Below are 18,949 nucleotides of genomic sequence, written 5' to 3'. Positions count from 1 at the left end.
TTTTTCATTTTATTCCAAATCGATGTAAAATTTGTTTTAGTTGATACACTTCCTCCGCCAATACCGCCGCTTCTTTTGCGAGTTGGTGGACGCTCATCGCTTGTTGTTCCAGTCCGCTTGCTGTTTCGTGAACGACTTTTGTAAAGTCGTTGGCGATCGTATAAATATCTGCAATCGCTTCGTGTAGTTCGTTTCCTTCTTTTGTCGTTTGTTGCATGAGCGTTCGGTTTCGTTGGCTTAGCGCGTTTAGCTCATGTGACATCGTTTGAAAATACGCAATACTGTCGGTCAGTTTTGTTAAGGAAGCGGTCGTTTCGTCGATCGTATTCGCTTGTTTCGTGACCGCATGTGCGACGTTTGATAGTTGATTGTACGTATTCGCAAGCGATGATAAAATTTCATGTGCGAAAGCGTTCGTATGTTCCGCAAGTTTCCGCACTTCTGAGGCGACGACAGCAAATCCTTTTCCAGCTTCTCCTGCTCGTGCCGCTTCAATGGAAGCGTTTAACGCCAACATGTTCGTTTGTTCTGCAATTGCCGTAATGGCGGACACTTTTTGGATGAGCGCATCCGCTTCTTTCGCGACCGTTTGAATTTGTTTGGCGGTGTCGTTCATTTGTTGTTTTGTGTCGTTCATTTGTTGTTCGATAGCTTGCATATGGGTATATCCTGTTTGGGCGGAGTGAAATGTCGTTTGCGCCCGTTCGACGACTTGTTCAATATCTGTTTGGACGGTACGCATGTAATCAAGCATCGTTTGAATGCGCTGTTTCGCTTCATCGACAAATGTCGTTTGTTTTTGCGCCCCTTCACGAAACGTTTCCATTGTTGCGGATACTTCATCGAACGCCTCGGCAATTCGTTTCGCTTCTTCTTTTTGTTCGTGGCTCACATGTTCAACGGAGTAGGTTGCCTTTGCGATTTGTTGTAAAATCATGCGCAAGCCGAGAATCACTTTGTTAATTTCATAGCCAATTTGATGAAAAGCGTTGCGCTTTCCGACCGTTTTCACTTCGGTATGAAGCTGTCCGGATGAGACGGCACGAGTGACATGATACCACGCGTGCAGGCGATTCATGATCGTGCGGTAAAATGAAAAAGAAACGAGAAAACCGATCAAACCGGTGACGCTCGTCAGAAGCAACGTTTGTTTGACAGGTAGATGCATTATAAACGCAACAATAAAAAGAGCGATAACGGGCAATAAGACGATCGTACTAAACCACATTTCTATATACGGCTGATGGATGAGACGTCCCATGCGCAAATTAAAGCGCTTTCCATTTTGTTCGAAAAGTGGACATGCCGCATCGATGAGCACTTCACCTGTATTTCGTTTATACAGTTGCAACAGTGGGGTAGTTGTTTTCGCAGATTTTTTTCCTACTTCGTCGTCAAATACCATCCCTTCGCGCAAACGGTTCGTATGCACAACACCTTTTCCGTCTTCATCGACGATGACGAAATATTCATCGCGTTCAAGATGGCGGTCTAATACGTCGCGCAACGAATCGAGTTGTTGAGCGAGCGGTTCATCTAATCGCATCGTTCGTTTTACTTCTTTCGCTACTCGTTGTACTTTTTGTAGTGCTTTTTTCGCTTGTTTCGATTGCAACAAAGTTCTCTCCCCCTTTTCCCCTTATTTCAAATATACACAATTTTCAGATGATGAAAAAGACATAAAAAAGGAAAATGAACAAATGATAAAAAGGGAGGTGAGACGAATGACCCAATCGAAAAGACAAAAAGAGCGACAATGGACCGTACGAAAGCAAGCGCAAAATGAACCGCACGGGAAAGTGAAGTCGTTTGAACAACTAGCAAAAGAGGAAAAATAAATGGAAAAGGCTGTCCAAAAGAAGTTTGTGACAGCCTTTTATCTCGAAAGATAAGAAAGTATAAAATTTGGAGTTGATGTCTAGCTCCAAGCGCCATCGGCTTGAGTCGCTCCGCCCCACACTGCGGCGGCAACAGCCTCCTCGGTGGGGCTTGTGCGCTCTTCGCCGATAGGCGGGCGCTTTGCGCTTTTCTTATTATCTCGCTTTTAACGCACGAATTTCGTTTTCATGTACAAGTGACCGAAGCGCAAGCGACTGAATAGCAAGTTCATGTCGCGCTTGGGTCGCGATGACATCATCTAGTTTTTGGGACATTTCAGCGAGGTTTTGCTTGATCGTTGATATTTCATTTACTGCTTCTAATGTTTCTAGCACGGCTTGTTTAATGAGAGGAATGTCTGGGACGTCATCTTTTGTAGCCATACGTTGTTCAATGCTAATGATGTCATCTTTCGTGGCCATGCGCTGTTCAATGCTTACGATATCATCTTTTGTCGCCATCGTTTGTTCGATGTGCTCGATGCGCTTATCCATGGCAGCGATATCGTCTTTTGTCGCCATCGTTTGCTCGATGTGTTCCATACGCTTGTCCATGGCAGCGATATCGTCTTTTGTGGCCATACGCTGTTCAATGCTTGCGATATCATCTTTCGTGGCCATGCGTTCACGCAACAATGCGAGCTCATCGAAAATACGTTTGAGCATATCATCCATATTTCCTCACCTCCCCCGACAAAATTATATCATCACATCAAAAAGAAATCGACAAAAAAAGGATGCCCCAAAACGATGGGAGGCACCCGAATGTTTAATAGTTTAAATCAATGCGAATTCCTTTGACGCTATATAAAATATTTTCAGCGATATTTGTCACATGGTCGCCAGCGCGCTCTAAGTTGCGCGTGATGAACGACAATTGTGTAATTTGGTTTGTAAACTCTGGCTTTTCGCTCATTAAATCAATTAATTCTTGAATAATTTTTCCTTGTAATTCGTCTACTCGATCGTCTTCAAGCGCAATGCGTTTCGCTTCTTCAACGTCGTCGTTATGGAACGCATGAAGCGCATGATCTAACATTTCGTTGACGATCGCCGCCATTTCAGGAATGTGGACGATTGGTTTTACATGCGGTTCTGTGCCGATAAATTTGACCGATTTTGCGATATTGACTGCAATGTCACCAATGCGCTCGACATCAGACGAAATTTTCAGCGCAACGATTAACCGACGTAAATCAGATGCGACCGGTTGTTGTTTTAAAATCGTCATAATCGCAAGCTCGTTAATTTCGCGCTCCAGTTCGTTAATTTTTTTATCGTTTTCGATAATGTCATCTGCTTTCGCGATATTTTGCGTTTTTAACGCTTCAATCGATTCATGTAGCGCTTGTTGCGAAGCAGATACCATCGTCATTAATTTTTCGCGCAGTTGTTGAAGCGCCGCATCAAAAGTTGAACGTTTTGTCATGTTGAATCACCTAACTTTTTTGTTGTTATTATATCCTGAAAACAGTTCACAAATAAAGCATAATTTTTTTATAGAATGAATATATGTTTTATGGTATATTGTTAGGCGTACAATTGAAGAAGAATTCTACGCTTTTTGCGTAGGAGAGGTTCTAGAACACCCTCTATAAAAAAACTAGGGATCGCTATGTCCTTAGGGGGTATAGCGTTTTTGTTTTAGAACGCTCTTTCTTCTCATTACGTAAGAAAGGGGAGCGAAAAATGAAAAAGGAAAAAGCAGTCGTCGTTTTTAGCGGCGGCCAAGACAGTACAACATGTTTATTTTGGGCGAAAAAACATTTTGCGGAAGTCGAAGCGGTGACGTTTGATTACAACCAACGCCATCGGCTCGAAATTGACGTCGCTGCATCGATCGCCAAAGAGCTTGACGTGCCACATACGGTGCTCGATATGTCGCTATTAAATCAGCTCGCACCAAATGCGCTGACAAGAAGCGATATAGCGATCGAACAAAAAGAAGGACAATTGCCGTCCACGTTTGTCGATGGGCGCAATTTATTGTTTTTATCGTTTGCGGCCGTGCTTGCGAAACAAAAAGGGGCACGTCATCTCGTGACGGGCGTATGTGAAACGGACTTTAGCGGTTATCCGGATTGCCGGGACGTATTTATTAAGTCGTTAAACGTGACGCTTAATTTAGCGATGGATTACGACTTTGTCATCCATACGCCGCTCATGTGGTTAAATAAAGCAGAAACGTGGAAGCTTGCTGATGAGTTGCATGCGCTTGAGTTCGTGCGCACGAAAACGCTCACGTGCTACAACGGCATCATCGCTGACGGTTGTGGCGAATGTCCAGCGTGCGTGTTGCGTAAACGAGGTCTTGATCAATATATGAGTGAAAAGAAAGGGGCGCATGTGCAATGATCCAACAAATTTATCCGCAAGTGATACACCCATTTCGCTATGAATTAAATAAAGATATGCAAATTGCGGCGGCGCACTTTATTCCGCATGAAGCAGCCGGGCAATGTGCGAACATGCACGGACATACGTATTTTATAAACATTACTGTTGCCGGTGACGAGCTAGATGATTCGGGCTTTTTAATTAACTTTCAACAGTTGAAAAAACTTGTGCACAACCGTTTTGATCATACGGTTATGAACGACCATAAAGACGTATTTAGCGATACAGCTGCTGAACATTTTCCGACGACAGAAGTGGTAGCGCGAAAAATTGCAGAAATTGTTCAAGAACATTTAGACACGTTGCCGAATAAACCGACATGCGTTCAAGTGTTTGTGCGGGAGTCCCCGACAAGCTACGTCGTATATCGTCCGAAAGCAGGGAAACAATAATGGAGCGCATTCCGGTCATTGAAATTTTCGGCCCGACGATTCAAGGTGAAGGTATGGTCATCGGGCAAAAAACGATGTTTGTCCGCACGGCAGGCTGCGACTATCGTTGCCGTTGGTGCGATTCGTCGTTTACGTGGGACGGTTCGGCGAAAGATGAAATAAAACAAATGACGGCTGAAGACATTTGGCAACAACTGAAACAGCTTGGCGGGGATCGTTTTAACCATGTGACCATTTCAGGCGGCAATCCTGCGCTGCTCAAAAGTTTGCATGCGCTCATTTCTTTACTGAAACAACATCGAATGCGCATCGGCTTAGAGACGCAAGGAAGCGTATGGCAAGACTGGTTTTACGATATCGACGATTTCACGATTTCACCAAAGCCGCCGAGCTCAAACATGGAAACAAACTTTGCGATGCTTGATACGATCATGGACCGATTAGCGAGCCATCGCGGACAAGTGAGTATAAAAGTCGTCGTATTTAACGATGAAGATTTTGCTTATGCCAAACATGTGCATCAACGCTACCCGACCGTTCCGTTTTACGTGCAAGTCGGCAATGATGATATACATGAAGGAGACGACGTCACGCTTCGCCTAAAGTTATTACAAAAACTTGAATGGCTCGTCGAACAAGTTGTGCAATCAAACGAGATGAACGACGTTCGCGTCTTGCCGCAACTACATACGTTATTATGGGGCAATCGTCGCGGCGTATAACTAAAGGAGGAGAAAGCGATGAGAAAAGATGAAGAACTACAAGGAGTCACGCTTCTTGGAAACCAAGGAACGAAATATGTATTCGAATACAGCCCAGACATTCTTGAAGTGTTTGATAACAAACATCCTGATCGCGACTACTTTGTAAAATTTAACTGTCCGGAGTTCACGAGCCTATGCCCTAAAACAAACCAACCAGATTTCGCCACAATTTACATTAGTTACATTCCTGATAAAAAATGTGTTGAAAGTAAGTCGTTGAAGTTATATTTATTTAGCTTCCGCAATCATGGCGATTTCCATGAAGATTGCGTCAATATTATTATGAACGATTTAATTCGCGTCATGGAGCCGCGTTACATTGAAGTTTGGGGAAAATTTACACCGCGTGGCGGCATTTCCATTGACCCGTATTGCAACTGGGGTCGCCCGGGAACGAAATATGAAAAAATGGCGGAATATCGCTTATTAAACCACGATTTATATCCGGAAAAAGTGGATAATCGCTAAAAAGGCTGGCTCATAAGTCAGCCTTAAAAAATTCATAAAAGAGAACTAGTTTTTTTTCGCAAACGGGTATATAATGACAAATTGTTACGAACCTTTTTTTGTTTGGGGGGTCTTCATTTGAGACAAAGAACAGCTCTTGTGATCGGAGCAAGCGGGTTAGTCGGAGGCGAGCTTCTCCAACGATTGCTTCGCTCAGAGCATTATGAACGAGTGACGGTGTTTGTTCGAAAGCAAATGACGTGCGAGCATGAAAAATTACAACAAGTTGTCGTTGATTTTGACAACATCGAACAATATGAACAATATTTTCATGTCGACGATGTATTTAGTTGTTTAGGGACGACGATGAAAAAAGCAAAAACAAAACAACAATTTATTAAAGTCGACTACGAATATACGTTGCGGGCGGCAAAACTAGCGGAAAAATGCCACGTCAAAACGTTTTTATTCGTTTCTGCGATCGGGGCGGATCCGCATTCGATGTTTTTTTACAATCGCGTCAAAGGGGAAACGGAAGAAGCGTTGCAGCGGCTTACGATTCGCTCGTTACACATTTTTCGCCCATCGTTATTAACAGGAGAGCGACAAGAATTTCGCCTCGGTGAAAAAACAGCGGAATGGCTTTCTCACGGTTTTTCGTTTGCGTTCGTCGGCAAATGGGAAAAATATAAGCCGATCGCTGCAAAACAAGTGGCGGAAGCGATGTATTATGCTGCGCTTTCCGAAAAACAAGGAGTATACATTTACGAATGTAGCGAAATAAAAGGTCAATGTGAACAACAAAGAGGGCTGTCTCATCAACAATAAGCAGCCCTCTTTTCGTTACTCTACAATTTTGTAGTTTTTATGGTTGACAACTGTTCGTTCTTGTAAGTCGAGTTCTTTGTAGTTATCCATGTACGTTAAGTCGACAATAACTGAATTTTCGTTTACTTTTTCAACGATTCCCCGCAGCCCATTTTTAAATTCAATGACATCGCCAATTTGCGCTTTTTTCATTGAAAATCCCCTTTACTTTTGAATTTTTAAACCTTTTTTCTATTTTGCATGATTTTTCCTCGTTCGTAAAGGGCATTTTCAACTATTTTTAACGCTGTGGCCCATACGGCATGTACGGCCACATTGGTGCCCCGAAACCGCCTGGCATCATTTGTTGCGGCATCATTTGCGGCATCATTTGTGGCATTGGCATTGGCTGCATTTGTTGTGGCATCATTTGTGGCATTCCTGGCCACATCGGTCCCATCGGCATCCCACAGCCACAATCCCCCGGCATCATTTGTGGCATCGGCATCGGCTGCATTTGTTGCGGCATCATTTGTGGCATTTGCTGGGGCATCATTTGTTGATCTAATCGGAAATCTTCATACATATTCCAGTCATTCATCGTTCATCTTCCTTTCTTTCATTTAGAATCCACCAACATTGTATGTGCATTTTTTATAGACGTGTGTCAATATAACAAAATTAGGCATTCACACATCGTATTGACATGTATCGTTCAGCGCGTTAAAACAAAGAGGGAGGGATGAACGTGACTGAACAAGAAGCAAAGCGACTAATTGAACAATTGCGCACGCGCGACGTTCCGCATGTGCTTGTAAAAAAAGAACATTTTTTAACGTTTCGTCATGTGCTCGTCCAGCAAGAAGATTTTAAACATTTTCGCGGCGTCGCCCAGCGCGGCGGCGATGTCGTGTATTACTATATGGATGAGCCGCGCAGTTAACGTAACGTTTTAGCTTTTTGACGGCGGATATGCGCCATTGTTTTACGGCATTTATACTTACTCCTTCTTCATCGGCAATTTGTTTTAACGTTTTTCCTTCGATCACATGACGAATAAGCCATATGCGCTCGCGCGGCGTTAAATATTGCAGCGCATCTTCCCATACGATGTTGGCAAAAAAATCGACATCTTCTTTTAGCACATATTCTTCTGGCAACGGAACATATACGTTTTTCGTTTCTTTGCGCAGCTGTGATACGATGCGCCACCGAATCATTTTAAATGCGAACGTACAAAAGGAGCCTTTCGTTTCGTCGTATCGCTCATATGCTTCCCAAAGCGCAATTAAACCGATTTGCATATATTCATCGACATGACGGCGAATATGCAACTTGCGAATCATATAAGAAATGAGCGGGCGATATTCGTCAACAATTTTTTCAAAAGACATATATATCCCTTTCTTGAAGGCGCGCCCTCAGTTATTCCGCGGTACATTTAGCCTAACAAAAACGCTTGTATGATGCGAAAGACAAAACGGAGAAAAATCGCCCATTTACGTCTCGCATATACACCATTTCCCTTAAGGAAATACAAAAAATCGGGGAGAAAACAGGCAGGAAATAAAGGATTTTCCGAAAAAAATGTTTTGAACAATGGAAAAATTTTGTGTTATGATAATAAAAAATGGAAAGGCATGAGCAAGATGAAAATTAGAAAAGCATGTATTGACCCACATTCTTCTCAACAAAACGTATACATTTACGAAAATAAAAAAGAACAATATATCGTTGTTGCGATTCCGTATTTGGAATGGTCCATTTATGTTAGCTATGATGATTTCGTTCATATCGAATCACGTTTACAACAATCGCTTGCGAACGTGTTAGAAGAAGAGCATGTTTCGCCGCTTGCGATGAAGCTTGCCCAATGGATGAGAGAAATGTAAGAAAGGTTTCGTTGCTAGATGAAATACGCTATTGTCATTTATGTAATTGTCAGCACCATTTGGATCGTATTGACTGATTTTTATGTAGAAAAGTTGCCGCTTCCGCAACAGATCGTCCCATATGTTCAAACGTTCAAAGGGTTTATGTTTGTCATTTTATCTGCCGTATTTATGTATATCGCTTTTAAAAAACATCGCGAATTAAAACAAATGAGCGAAAGCGAACAAGAGCTGTTGACGCTCATTCATGCGATGCCTGATTTCGTATCATTTAAAGATGGACAAGGACGTTGGCTCAGAGTAAACGAATTTGGCTTAAAGCTATACGGGCTTGAGCATGTCGATTATAAAGGAAAAACAGATGCCGAACTGGCGGAATATACTCCTCATTTTCGCGAAGCGTTACTTTATTGCATCGATTCGGACGAAGAAGCGTGGCGGGCAAAAACGGTGACGCGTGCGGAAGAATCGTTTCCGACGCCAAACGGTGAAGTGAAAACGTTTGACGTCATTAAAGTGCCGCTATTTTACGAAAACGGAAAACGAAAAGGGCTTGTCGTCATCGGGCGCGACATTACACAACAAAAAATTGCCGAGCAGCTATTGTTGAAAAAAGAAAAACTATCCGTTATCGGTGAGTTGGCAGCAGGCATCGCCCATGAAATTCGCAATCCGCTCACGTCCATTAAAGGCTTTTTGCAAATGATGAAAGAAACGAAAGAAGTAGATGAACGTTTCGTGCAAATTATGTTGGATGAAATTGAGCGCGTCAATCAAATCGTGAGCCAACTTCTCGTGCTTGCGAAACCGCAAATGAAATCGTATAAACCGTTCGCTTTACACGACGTTGTTGACTACGTGATCGGGCTGTTTACGTATGAAGCGATTTTACAAAATGTACAAATGAAATATGAACCGCGCACATCCGCAACCGTATATGGCGACAAAAGCGAGATCATTCAAGTGTTTGTCAACGTCATCAAAAACGCATTAGAAGCGATGCCAAAGGGAGGAACAATCACCATTTCTACGAAAGAAAAAGATGACCGCGTCCACGTCATCATCGAAGATACAGGAAAAGGGATTGAGCGAGAGCGTTTAAAACGAATTGGCGAACCGTTTTATACGTTAAAAGAAAAAGGAATGGGGCTTGGGTTAACGACAAGCATGAAAATCGTTCATGAACATAAAGGCACGATGCAAATTGAAAGCAAAGTTGGCAAAGGAACGCGGGTTGAAATCATCTTACCAACATATAAAAATGACCCGTCTTAAAACGGGTCATTTTTATTACTCTACCCATGTCGTGACTTCATCTACTGGTAAACGAAGAGAAGGATGGGCAGGTGCGCTCGCTTTACCGATTGTAATGAGCATCACCGGAATGTATCGGTCAGAAATGTGAAACTCTTTCATAAATGCTTGTGGGTCAAAGCCGCCGATCGCGCACGTATCAAACCCTTCAGCTTTTGCGACAAGCATGAGTTGCATCGCAGCTAACGAAGCGTTCGTTAACGCAGCATCGCGCGCATATTGTGCGTTTGTATACGCTCCTTCAATTTGTTTGGCGAGCGTTTCTTTCACTTCTTTTGTCATTTTTCCTTGTGCGACAAGCGGATCATATACGGCATCTATTTTTTTATTTGCTTGTAAATCGCCAAGTACCGCAACGACCGCCGATGCATCAACGATTTGTTGTTGGTTGTAAGCGATTGGAAGGAGTTTTTGTTGCGCTTCTTTTCCAGAGATGACGACGAAATGCCAATGTTGCAAATTCCAAGCAGAAGGCGCCTTCGTCGTTAATTGTAAAATTTTTGTTAGTTGTTCTTTCGAAATCGAAGCGTTCGGATCGTATTTCCGAACGGATTGTCGTTGTTCAATAATTGAAATCATATATATTTCCTCCTTAAATGTACAAAAATAAAATTACTTACTTTTTGTTAGTTACGATAATTATATTAATTTAGTTACAATAAGTTTGTCAAATTTCATGCATAGGGTGATGATTTATGGAACGTTCGCATGTTTGTCCGAAAATTGAAGCAGCGTTTCAACTGCTGGGAAAAAGATGGAATGGGTTAATTATTCACGTTTTATTTCGCGGACCGCTTCGTTTTAAAGATTTAGCGGAAAGCATCCCGGAAATTAGCCAAAAAATGTTAACAGAACGATTAAAAGAATTAGAAGAAGAACACATTGTCGTTCGCCACGTTTACCCTGAAAAGCCTGTGCGCATTGAATACGAATTAACGGAAAAAGGGAAAGATTTACACATTGTGATGGAAGCGGTGCAAGTGTGGGCAGAAAAATGGGTGTAGTCCCTAACCTTTCGCCATCGTCGTTGCGATAGTATAAGTGAAAGGAGGGGAAAGACATGCTTCAACGTTCACAACTTCGTTTAACGTTTGAAGTTGGCGTGACAGAAACGGGCAAACCGCTATACAAAAATAAAACGTATACGATCAAACCGAACGCAACGGAAAGCTCGCTCGTCTCTGTTGCCCAAGCGCTTGCATCTTTGCAAAGCGCGCCGCTCGTTCACGTATATCGCAATGATGTGCACGTATTAGGTGAATAGGAGGGATGAGAAATGAAAACGCTTGAATTGCAGTTTATGAATGAAGAAGGGAAGACGGTTCGTTTCAGCATCGATGCACCGCGTGAAGATGTGACAGAAGCGCAAATTAGTCAAGCGATGGATGTCATCATTGCCGCAAACGTCTTTCCATCGAGTGGAGGCGATCTCATCGCGAAAAAAGGAGCGCGCCTCATCGATACAACGGTGACACAATGGACGTTTGCATAAATGCTCAAGGTGTCCTGTGCGGCGGGACACCTTGTTATATATAAGCGAAAATCGAAGGGGTTGAGAAAGATGGAAGCGTATTTGTCGCTTCTTTCCGATGTCGGTTTTCCGATTGCGGTGACGTTTTATTTACTGCATCGGATCGAAGGCAAATTAGATGCGGTCATCGACTCGATTCGCATGTTAGGCGAACAATGGAAAGCACCCAACTAAATGGGTGTTTTCTTTTTGCATTCCTTTTGTTAACATAAACATGTAAGAAAGTTGGTTATGTGAGTTAAGGAGGGTTTTATTTTGTTTAAACGAAAACAAGAGGAGCGCGATTTACAGCTTGAAGCGATTTTACAAATGAAAGAAGAGCCGATTCGCCTCCATGAAGGAACGGTTGAACGACAGCTGGCGCTTATCGGGATGACAACGAAAGATATTGCGATTTTACAGCACGTCAAACCTTATATTGAAGCAAATATTGCTCGCATCGTTGACGCCTTTTATGGTGCGCTTCAAAAAGAAAGTCATTTGCTTTCAATCATTCAACAACATAGCACGATTGAGCGCTTAAAACAAACATTAACGACACATGTAAAAGAAATGTTTAACGGAAACATTGATGAAGCGTTTATTGAAAAAAGACGTCGCGTTGCTCAAGCACACGTCCGCATCGGTTTAGAGCCGAAATGGTACATCGCTTCGTTTCAACATTTGCTTGAGGAAATTTTAGCGGTCATGTTAGAACAATTACGTCAGCCATCGTATGTCATTGTCGTCATGAAATCCGTCTCTAAAATGTTAAATGTTGAACAACAGCTCGTGTTAGAACAATATGAACGAGAAAACGAAGAGCTTCGTTTACAAATGGAGACATTGAAACAACAAATGAAAGAACAAGTGAAAGCATCGATTCAACAGCTAAGTCATGCGTCCGATGAAGTAAGCGCTTCCGTCGCGGCGTTAAACGCGCAAACCGCTGGCATTTTGCAGGCGGCACAAGAAGCTTCTCATGTGGCTGTCGCAAGCGCTGAAAAATCAGCAAAAGGAAAACAACAATTGCAAGCGCAAGTGGAAAACATGCTACAAATGAATGAAAAAATGAAACAAATTGAAGCGAATATGGGCAAACTTCAACAAGCGATGAAAGAAATTGAACATATCGCTTCGCTTGTGACGTCTATTGCAGATCAGACGAATATGCTTTCACTGAACGCCTCGATTGAAGCGGCGCGCGCGGGAGAGCACGGAAAAGGCTTTGCTGTCGTTGCTGATGAAGTGCGCAAACTGGCGACGCAAACGAAACAATCGGTCGCTGATGTATCGCGCGTATTAAGCGATATTCATGATCATATTGTTGCGATGTCGCAATCGCTTGAACTTGCATCGCTTTCTGTGACCGAGAGTACAAATGGAATGGAAACGATTTATTCGTTTTTTGATGAATTTGCATCCGCGCTTGAACGCATTTGCCAATATAGCGTGCGCATTGACGACGAAATGAAAGCGTGCGCGGAAGCAGTAAGTGAAATTCATGAGGCGATGGAACATGTATCCGCATCTGCTGATGAATTAGAAGGGCTAGCGAGCGAATTGTAATCCGTCCTCTTTTTTCTCTACTTTTCGAATATATTGCCTCGGCTGAAACGGCTCACGATGCCTTTCGTTTACTGTCGAGTAAATGGAAGGCTCGATTTTTTTTCCTTCGACTTCATAGTCAGGAAAAAACATGGTAAACATAAGAAAAACAATCATAGACTTGCTCCTTTCTCGTTTTTACTATATATTTTGAAAAAAAGTGAAACTTTTTATACATATGATTCGTATAAAAAAGAGGATCGTTATGTCAGAAGGGGGTTGATTGTTTTGTCGACATTACATATCGCAATGTTCGCGCCGTTTTTGTTGGCGCTATTCGTTCCGTTGTTGTACAAATTCGTCCGCTCGCTGCACGTCGGGTGGTTTGTTTTACCGCTGCCGATTGCGTTATTTGTTTATTTTTTATCTTATGTGAACGACGTGCGCAACGATGAAGCGATTCGCGCAACGATGCCTTGGATTCCGTCGCTTCACATTTCTTTTGACGTATATGTCGATGGGTTAAGCTTATTGTTTGCATTGTTAATTACAGGGATCGGTACACTCGTTGTGCTATATTCCATTTATTATTTGCAAAAAGGAAAAGAACAGCTCGGTCATTTTTACGTATATTTGCTTTTATTTATGGGCGCTATGCTCGGTGTTGTCCTATCTGACCATCTCATTGCGCTATACGTCTTTTGGGAATTAACGTCTATTTCATCATTTTTATTAATCGCTTATTGGTATACGCGTGATCGTTCGCGCTATGGGGCACAAAAATCAATGCTTATTACGATGTTTGGCGGCTTGCTCATGCTTGGTGGGTTTGTTGCGCTTGCGATCGCAGGTGGAACGTATCACATTCGTGAACTCATCAGTACACCATTAACGGAACATCCGCTGTTTATCCCCGCTCTTTTCCTTATTTTGTTTGGTGCTTTTACGAAGTCAGCACAATTTCCGTTTTATATTTGGTTGCCTGATGCGATGGAAGCGCCAACGCCTGTTAGTGCGTATTTGCACTCCGCCACAATGGTGAAAGCAGGTATTTATTTAATCGCGCGCTTGACGCCGATTTTTGCCGTTTCGTCTTTTTGGGTGTGGACTGTGGCGCTCGTGGGGCTTGTGACGTTATGTTGGGCATCGTTTTTAGCGTCAAAACAGACGGATTTAAAGGCGATTTTAGCGTTCTCAACCGTCAGCCAGCTCGGTTTAATTACGTCGCTGTTAGGAGTCGGGGGATTGGCGTTTCATTACGATTGGATGGAAGAAAACATATTTATGGTTGCGGTGTTAGCTGCCATTTTCCATCTGTTTAACCATGCGACGTTTAAAGGAAGTTTATTTATGGTCGTCGGCATCGTTGACCATGAAACAGGAACGCGCGACATTCGCCGCCTCGGCGGTTTAATGACGGTGATGCCGATGACGTTTACGATCGCCCTCATTGGTTCGCTTTCGATGGCGGGACTGCCGCCGTTTAACGGTTTTTTAAGTAAAGAAATGTTTTTTACTGCGATGTTGCGCGCGAGAGAAGTGGCAGGATGGGCGGCTATTTTACCGATTGTTGCGTGGATTGCAAGCATATTTACGTTTTTATATAGCGCCCTTTTCGTGAGCCGCACGTTTTTTGGCACGTACAAGCCGCATTTATTGAAAAAAGAAGCGCATGAAGCTCCAATTGGTATGCTCATAGCGCCAATTGTGCTCGCGTTGCTCGTCATCTTCATCGGAATTGTGCCAAATGTATTGTCGGAATCTATATTAGCACCGGCCGTATATGCGGTGTTATACGGACTGTTTGCGCCAAATGAAGCGGTTGATGTGTATATTTCTCATTGGCATGGGTTTACGCCAGAATTGTTTATGACGATTGGCGTGTTATTGTTCGGTTTGTTGCTATACCGCACGTTTTCAAAATGGAAAAAGGTGTATGCTCGCCTTTCTGAACGGATGTCGTTAAACTTTTTGTACGATCAGTCGTTCGTTTGGATGGAAAGAGGGGCACGGGCGTTTACTTCACGCATCATGACAGGTTCGATGCGCACGTACTTGATGTACATTTTTGCCTCGCTTGTCGTCTTGCTTTTGTTTACGATCGGTTTAAGCGAGCAATGGAACATCAGTTTAAGCCACTTAGCGAGTGTTCGCGTGTATGAAGTTGTACTCGCTTTAGCTATGATCGCAGCGACGATCACGACGGTGATAGCGAAATCACGTTTAACAGCTATCGTTTCATTAGGGGCTGTCGGTTATTCGGTGGCGTTGTTTTTCGTGCTATTTCGCGCTCCGGATTTAGCGCTCACGCAACTTGTCATTGAAACGATTTCTGTGGCGCTCTTTTTGCTTTGTTTTTACCATTTGCCGAAATTTAGTCAAAAGCAAGAAAGCGTCGGTTTTAACGTAGGAAACGCGCTCATTTCTGTTGCGGTTGGCGTCACGGTGAGCGTCATTGCCTTTTTTGCGTATGCAGGAAAACATTTCGATTCCATTTCGCAATATTACGTAGACAATACGTATGAAAAAGCGGCTGGAAAAAATATGGTCAACGTCATTTTAGTCGATTTTCGCGGCTTTGATACGTTGTTTGAAATATGCGTGTTAGCGATTGCCGCCTTAGGCATTTATGCGATGGTGAAATTGCGGCTTGCGAAGGAGGAGGAACGATGAAGCGAAACGATGTCATTTTACGAACGACAACAGCGGTCGTCACGCCAATCATCGTGCTGTTTTCCGTTCAACTGTTTTTTGCAGGACATTATTATCCGGGTGGCGGTTTTATTGGCGGATTAATGACAGCTGGTGCGCTCGTTTTATTGCTTTTAGCGTTTGATATTGAAACGGTTCGCAACATGGTTCCGATCAATTATAAATGGCTTGTGGCGATTGGATTGCTGTTTGCGGTCGGAACAGGAATAAGCAGCCTATTTCTCGACCGACCGTTTTTAACGCATGCGTATCAATACGTTCATTTGCCGTTGCTTGACCATACGTCGCTTCATACCGCGGTGTTATTTGACTTAGGCGTTTATTTTGTCGTCGTCGGCGTGACGATGATTATTATTGAAACGATAGGGGAGAGCGACTAATGGAACTGCTTATGATTGTCGTCATCGGTTGTTTATTTACCGCCGCGACATATTTAATGCTAAGCAAAAGTTTGCTTCGCATCATTATCGGTACAGGTTTGCTTAGCCATGGCGCTCATTTGTTATTGTTGACAATGGGCGGATTAAAAGTAGGCGCCCCGCCGCTTTTAGGGGAAAAAGCGACGCGGTACGTCGATCCGCTGCCGCAAGCGCTCATTTTAACGGCGATTGTGATCAGTTTTGGGGTAACGGCATTTTTCTTAGTGTTAGCGTATCGTTCATATCAAGAAATTGGAACAGACCATATGGAAGGGATGGAAGGGAGATGAGTAACCTTCTACTTTTGCCGATTGTTATTCCGCTTGTGACGGCAATTATTCTTATTTTCTTTCCGAAGCACATCTTTTGGCAACGTGCCGTTTCAGCGGTAGCGACAAGTAGTTTAGTCGTCGCAAGTAGCGTGTTGCTTTATCGCGTCCATACAGACGGCATTCAAACGTTAAACGTCGGAAATTGGCCGGCGCCATTTGGCATTACGCTCGTATCCGATTCGTTATCTGCGCTTCTTGTGCTTACGGCAAGCATCATCGCGCTTGCCTGCTTAGTTTATTCGTTTTACGCCATTGGCGAAAAACGAGAAACGTTTTATTACTATTCGTTTTTTCAATTTTTGCTCGTCGGTGTGAACGGATCGTTTACGACAGGCGATTTATTTAACTTGTTCGTCTTTTTTGAAGTGATGCTTATGTCTTCATACGTGTTACTTGTGCTTGGCGGGACGAAAATGCAATTGCGTGAAACGATTAAATATACGCTTGTCAACGTCATTTCGTCCGCCTTATTCGTCGTTGCGGTGGCGTATTTATACGCGGTGACAGGAACGTTAAATATGGCGCATTTAGCTCAGCGCATTCATGACCTTGGTCCTTCTCCTATTTTAACGGTTATTGCGGTATTGTTTATCGTTGTATTCGGATTAAAAGGGGCGATTTTCCCGTTATACTTTTGGCTCCCGAGTGCGTATTATGCGCCGCCGACACCTGTGTTAGCGTTATTTGGAGGACTGCTGACAAAAGTAGGCGTATATGCGATATTGCGCACGTTTACGCTTTTATTTACGCATGATGTCGCCTACACGCATACGTTGCTCGCTTGGCTTGCGCTCGGTACGATCGCGATCGGCGTCATCGGAGCGGTGGCGTATCACGATATGCGTTACATCGTCATTTATAACATTATTGCCGCTGTTGGCGTCATGATCTTCGGCATTTCTATCATGACCCCAGAAAGTGTAGAAGGAACAATTTTTTACTTGTTGCAAGACATGGTCATGAAAACGACGCTCTTTTTGTTCGTTGGCATCATCTTTTCAATTACGCGTTCGAACGATATTCGTTCGTTTTCCGGGTTAATTGCGTCATACCCGCTTCTTGGTTGGTCGTTTTTTATCGCCGCGTTATCGCTTGCGGGCATTCCGCCATTTAGCGGATTTATCGGCAAGTTGCTCATTGTAAAAGCAAGCTTTGATGCACATCTCATATTTGAAGCGATCGTCATTTTATTGTCGAGTTTGCTTGTGTTATATTCCGTCATGAAAATATTTATGAACGGCTTTTGGGGGGAGAAAAAAGGATTTGAACAAAAGCGGCTTGATGGACGAATCGTTCCTGTGCTCGTGTTGCTTGTTTTATCCGTCGCATACGGCGTTGGCGTAGAATTTGTCCGCCCGTTCGTTGTGGATGCGGTGAACGTATTGACGGAACCGAATGTGTATATTCAAGCGGTGTTAAAGGAGTAGAAAGCGATGGCATTTCAAATTTTATTAAACGTCTGTTTAGCGTTCGTATGGATGTTTTTAACGGTTTCATTTAACGGAGCCTCGTTTGTTATCGGCTATATGATCGGGCTGTTTATTATTTTTATGTTGCGACGCTTTTTCCATTCGCGCTTTTATCTCTTTCCGGTGTTTGTCATTGTGAAGTTGCTGTTTATCTTTTTCAAAGAGCTCATTTTATCGAACATCGCAGTGGCAAAAGTCGTTATGAAACGTCCGTTAACGATTCAGCCTGCCATTTTCGCATTGCCGACAGAATTAAAAAAAGAGTGGGAAATTACGATTTTAGCGATGCTGATTACGCTCACACCGGGTACGCTCGTTTTAGACGTATCCGATGATGGAAGCACGTTGTATATTCATGCGTTAAATAGCCCAGATGTGCATGAAGCGATTGAAAGCATTAAACAATCGTTTGAAAAAACGATTATGGAGGTGAGCAAATGATTGCCAATATCGCCCTCGTCATTTTGTCATTAGCGATGATCGGTTTTTTATATCGCGTTGTGAAAGGGCCAAGTGTCGCTGATCGCATTATTGCGCTCGATGCGATGGGCATTACGCTCGCGGGGATGGTTGCGATCGTTTCGATGCTATTAAATACGAGCGCGTTTTTAGATGTCATTTTGCTCATCGGCATTTTAGCGTTTGTCGGGACGGCGGCGTTTGCGAAGTTTTTAGAGAAAGGGGTTGTCATCGAACGTGGGAACGATCGCTAATGTGATTGTCGCAATGCTTATTTTACTCGGGGCGGTGCTTACCCTTTTATCTGCTGTCGGCGCCATTCGTTTGCCGGATGTGTATACGCGTAGCCATGCGATTAGTAAAAGTACGACGCTCGGCATTATGTGCATTTTACTTGGGGCGTTTTTACATTTTTTGATTGAAAACAACCACTTTAACTCCCGTTTATTGCTTGGCATCGTTTTTATTTTTATGACATCTCCTGTGGCAGCGCATCTCATTAGCCGTGCGGCGTATTACGCGAACGTTGATCGGTGGGAAGGAACGGTCCGCGACGATTTAAAAGAAAAAGCTGGCGGAAAATAACCGTCAGCTTTTTTTACAAGATAAG

29 protein-coding genes and 1 riboswitch are annotated in these 18,949 nt (G+C 43.2%); of the genes, 21 read left to right on the top strand and 8 right to left on the bottom strand.

The window, feature by feature from the left end; translation table 11 throughout:
• Nucleotides 1-4: 4 nt before the first annotated feature.
• Nucleotides 5-1,618, bottom strand: coding sequence for a methyl-accepting chemotaxis protein (locus ES017_RS01635; protein ID WP_171334639.1), 1,614 nt, complete (start codon nt 1,616-1,618; stop codon nt 5-7).
• Nucleotides 1,619-1,724: 106 nt separating this feature from the next.
• On the opposite strand from ES017_RS01635, the gene ES017_RS15840 reads away from it, so the two are divergent.
• On the top strand, nt 1,725-1,838 hold the full coding sequence (locus ES017_RS15840; protein ID WP_003396753.1) for a DUF6254 family protein: 114 nt from the start codon (nt 1,725-1,727) through the stop codon (nt 1,836-1,838).
• A gap of 195 nt (nt 1,839-2,033) precedes the next feature.
• Here ES017_RS15840 and ES017_RS01630 read toward each other — a convergent pair whose 3' ends face one another.
• Both ES017_RS01630 and phoU read right to left on the bottom strand, forming a co-directional pair.
• Nucleotides 2,034-2,552: a hypothetical protein gene (locus tag ES017_RS01630; protein WP_171334638.1), complete on the bottom strand. Its 519-nt coding sequence runs from the start codon at nt 2,550-2,552 to the stop codon at nt 2,034-2,036.
• 94 nt (nt 2,553-2,646) lie between these two features.
• Complete coding sequence (gene phoU / locus ES017_RS01625) at nt 2,647-3,306, bottom strand: phosphate signaling complex protein PhoU (RefSeq protein ID WP_009362724.1); 660 nt, start codon at nt 3,304-3,306, stop codon at nt 2,647-2,649.
• Between the two features lie 139 nt (nt 3,307-3,445).
• A riboswitch (PreQ1 riboswitch) is annotated at nt 3,446-3,490 on the top strand.
• A gap of 76 nt (nt 3,491-3,566) precedes the next feature.
• Between phoU and queC the strand changes: the two genes are divergently transcribed.
• From queC to ES017_RS01600, 5 genes are all read left to right on the top strand, one after another.
• Nucleotides 3,567-4,232 carry a 7-cyano-7-deazaguanine synthase QueC gene (gene queC / locus ES017_RS01620; RefSeq protein ID WP_021095658.1) on the top strand — a complete coding sequence of 222 codons (666 nt, stop codon included), beginning with the start codon at nt 3,567-3,569 and terminating at the stop codon, nt 4,230-4,232.
• Nucleotides 4,229-4,666 carry a 6-carboxytetrahydropterin synthase QueD gene (queD, locus tag ES017_RS01615; protein WP_009362722.1) on the top strand — a complete coding sequence of 146 codons (438 nt, stop codon included), beginning with the start codon at nt 4,229-4,231 and terminating at the stop codon, nt 4,664-4,666. Before queC ends, queD begins: the two co-directional genes overlap by 4 nt.
• Nucleotides 4,666-5,388, top strand: a complete 723-nt coding sequence (gene queE / locus ES017_RS01610) for a 7-carboxy-7-deazaguanine synthase QueE (RefSeq protein ID WP_021095657.1) — start codon at nt 4,666-4,668, stop codon at nt 5,386-5,388. Before queD ends, queE begins: the two co-directional genes overlap by 1 nt.
• A gap of 18 nt (nt 5,389-5,406) precedes the next feature.
• On the top strand, nt 5,407-5,898 hold the full coding sequence (queF, locus tag ES017_RS01605) for a preQ(1) synthase (RefSeq protein WP_075039389.1): 492 nt from the start codon (nt 5,407-5,409) through the stop codon (nt 5,896-5,898).
• Between the two features lie 117 nt (nt 5,899-6,015).
• Nucleotides 6,016-6,705, top strand: coding sequence for an oxidoreductase (locus tag ES017_RS01600; protein WP_042536162.1), 690 nt, complete (start codon nt 6,016-6,018; stop codon nt 6,703-6,705).
• A gap of 15 nt (nt 6,706-6,720) precedes the next feature.
• Here the strand turns inward: ES017_RS01600 and ES017_RS01595 are convergent, their stop codons facing one another.
• Together ES017_RS01595 and ES017_RS01590 are read right to left on the bottom strand one after the other, a co-directional pair.
• On the bottom strand, nt 6,721-6,897 hold the full coding sequence (locus ES017_RS01595; RefSeq protein ID WP_021095653.1) for a YkvS family protein: 177 nt from the start codon (nt 6,895-6,897) through the stop codon (nt 6,721-6,723).
• An 88-nt stretch (nt 6,898-6,985) separates the two neighbouring features.
• Nucleotides 6,986-7,285 (bottom strand): hypothetical protein, encoded by a 300-nt coding sequence (locus ES017_RS01590; protein ID WP_042888335.1) that lies wholly within the window; start codon nt 7,283-7,285, stop codon nt 6,986-6,988.
• A 147-nt stretch (nt 7,286-7,432) separates the two neighbouring features.
• Here ES017_RS01590 and ES017_RS01585 point away from each other — a divergent pair, with 147 nt between their 5' ends.
• Nucleotides 7,433-7,627, top strand: coding sequence for a hypothetical protein (locus ES017_RS01585; protein ID WP_483296334.1), 195 nt, complete (start codon nt 7,433-7,435; stop codon nt 7,625-7,627).
• On the opposite strand, the gene ES017_RS01580 is transcribed toward ES017_RS01585, so the two are convergent.
• Nucleotides 7,554-8,078: a sigma-70 family RNA polymerase sigma factor gene (locus ES017_RS01580; RefSeq protein WP_021095650.1), complete on the bottom strand. Its 525-nt coding sequence runs from the start codon at nt 8,076-8,078 to the stop codon at nt 7,554-7,556. The two genes, ES017_RS01585 and ES017_RS01580, sit on opposite strands and share 74 nt — an antisense overlap.
• 246 nt (nt 8,079-8,324) lie before the next feature.
• On the opposite strand from ES017_RS01580, the gene ES017_RS01575 reads away from it, so the two are divergent.
• Together ES017_RS01575 and ES017_RS01570 are read left to right on the top strand one after the other, a co-directional pair.
• Nucleotides 8,325-8,576 (top strand): YueH family protein, encoded by a 252-nt coding sequence (locus tag ES017_RS01575; RefSeq protein ID WP_021095649.1) that lies wholly within the window; start codon nt 8,325-8,327, stop codon nt 8,574-8,576.
• 18 nt (nt 8,577-8,594) lie between these two features.
• Nucleotides 8,595-9,851: an ATP-binding protein gene (locus tag ES017_RS01570; protein WP_021095648.1), complete on the top strand. Its 1,257-nt coding sequence runs from the start codon at nt 8,595-8,597 to the stop codon at nt 9,849-9,851.
• A 15-nt stretch (nt 9,852-9,866) separates the two neighbouring features.
• Here the strand turns inward: ES017_RS01570 and ES017_RS01565 are convergent, their stop codons facing one another.
• Nucleotides 9,867-10,469, bottom strand: a complete 603-nt coding sequence (locus tag ES017_RS01565; RefSeq protein WP_021095647.1) for a nitroreductase family protein — start codon at nt 10,467-10,469, stop codon at nt 9,867-9,869.
• 116 nt (nt 10,470-10,585) lie between these two features.
• Here ES017_RS01565 and ES017_RS01560 point away from each other — a divergent pair, with 116 nt between their 5' ends.
• The 5 genes from ES017_RS01560 (at nt 10,586) to ES017_RS01540 (ending at nt 12,969) form a co-directional block, all read left to right on the top strand.
• Nucleotides 10,586-10,894: a winged helix-turn-helix transcriptional regulator gene (locus tag ES017_RS01560; RefSeq protein WP_021095646.1), complete on the top strand. Its 309-nt coding sequence runs from the start codon at nt 10,586-10,588 to the stop codon at nt 10,892-10,894.
• 56 nt (nt 10,895-10,950) lie between these two features.
• Nucleotides 10,951-11,154, top strand: a complete 204-nt coding sequence (locus ES017_RS01555; protein WP_004891408.1) for a DUF1659 domain-containing protein — start codon at nt 10,951-10,953, stop codon at nt 11,152-11,154.
• Nucleotides 11,155-11,166: 12 nt separating this feature from the next.
• Nucleotides 11,167-11,382, top strand: coding sequence for a DUF2922 domain-containing protein (locus ES017_RS01550; RefSeq protein WP_021095645.1), 216 nt, complete (start codon nt 11,167-11,169; stop codon nt 11,380-11,382).
• 69 nt (nt 11,383-11,451) lie between these two features.
• Nucleotides 11,452-11,595 (top strand): YvrJ family protein, encoded by a 144-nt coding sequence (locus ES017_RS01545; protein ID WP_021095644.1) that lies wholly within the window; start codon nt 11,452-11,454, stop codon nt 11,593-11,595.
• Nucleotides 11,596-11,676: 81 nt separating this feature from the next.
• Nucleotides 11,677-12,969, top strand: a complete 1,293-nt coding sequence (locus ES017_RS01540; protein ID WP_021095643.1) for a globin-coupled sensor protein — start codon at nt 11,677-11,679, stop codon at nt 12,967-12,969.
• Here the strand turns inward: ES017_RS01540 and ES017_RS01535 are convergent.
• Nucleotides 12,952-13,125: a hypothetical protein gene (locus ES017_RS01535; RefSeq protein ID WP_021095642.1), complete on the bottom strand. Its 174-nt coding sequence runs from the start codon at nt 13,123-13,125 to the stop codon at nt 12,952-12,954. The genes ES017_RS01540 and ES017_RS01535 overlap by 18 nt on opposite strands.
• A 111-nt stretch (nt 13,126-13,236) precedes the next feature.
• Here ES017_RS01535 and ES017_RS01530 point away from each other — a divergent pair, with 111 nt between their 5' ends.
• The 7 genes from ES017_RS01530 to mnhG are packed head-to-tail and all read left to right on the top strand — an operon-like array spanning nt 13,237 to nt 18,924.
• Entirely contained in the window at nt 13,237-15,621 is a 2,385-nt protein-coding gene (locus tag ES017_RS01530; protein WP_171334636.1) for a Na+/H+ antiporter subunit A, read from the top strand.
• A complete protein-coding gene (locus ES017_RS01525; protein ID WP_009361111.1) occupies nt 15,618-16,040 on the top strand; it encodes a Na(+)/H(+) antiporter subunit B in 423 nt (140 codons plus the stop codon). The genes ES017_RS01530 and ES017_RS01525 overlap by 4 nt, the downstream gene beginning before the upstream one ends.
• Complete coding sequence (locus ES017_RS01520) at nt 16,040-16,369, top strand: Na(+)/H(+) antiporter subunit C (RefSeq protein WP_042895829.1); 330 nt, start codon at nt 16,040-16,042, stop codon at nt 16,367-16,369. The genes ES017_RS01525 and ES017_RS01520 overlap by 1 nt, the downstream gene beginning before the upstream one ends.
• Nucleotides 16,366-17,838: a Na+/H+ antiporter subunit D gene (locus tag ES017_RS01515; RefSeq protein ID WP_021095639.1), complete on the top strand. Its 1,473-nt coding sequence runs from the start codon at nt 16,366-16,368 to the stop codon at nt 17,836-17,838. Before ES017_RS01520 ends, ES017_RS01515 begins: the two co-directional genes overlap by 4 nt.
• Before the next feature lie 6 nt (nt 17,839-17,844).
• On the top strand, nt 17,845-18,321 hold the full coding sequence (locus tag ES017_RS01510) for a Na+/H+ antiporter subunit E (protein ID WP_042533673.1): 477 nt from the start codon (nt 17,845-17,847) through the stop codon (nt 18,319-18,321).
• Nucleotides 18,318-18,593, top strand: coding sequence for a Na(+)/H(+) antiporter subunit F1 (locus ES017_RS01505; protein ID WP_021095637.1), 276 nt, complete (start codon nt 18,318-18,320; stop codon nt 18,591-18,593). The genes ES017_RS01510 and ES017_RS01505 overlap by 4 nt, the downstream gene beginning before the upstream one ends.
• Before the next feature lie 13 nt (nt 18,594-18,606).
• Nucleotides 18,607-18,924, top strand: coding sequence for a monovalent cation/H(+) antiporter subunit G (gene mnhG, locus ES017_RS01500; protein WP_035063472.1), 318 nt, complete (start codon nt 18,607-18,609; stop codon nt 18,922-18,924).
• Nucleotides 18,925-18,949 lie beyond the last annotated feature (25 nt).

The organism is Anoxybacillus sp. EFIL (assembly GCF_013096955.1).
GTDB lineage: Bacteria > Bacillota > Bacilli > Bacillales > Anoxybacillaceae > Anoxybacillus > Anoxybacillus ayderensis.
Note: the sequence above shows the minus strand (reverse complement) of the source record. Positions and strands in the feature narration are given on the sequence as shown.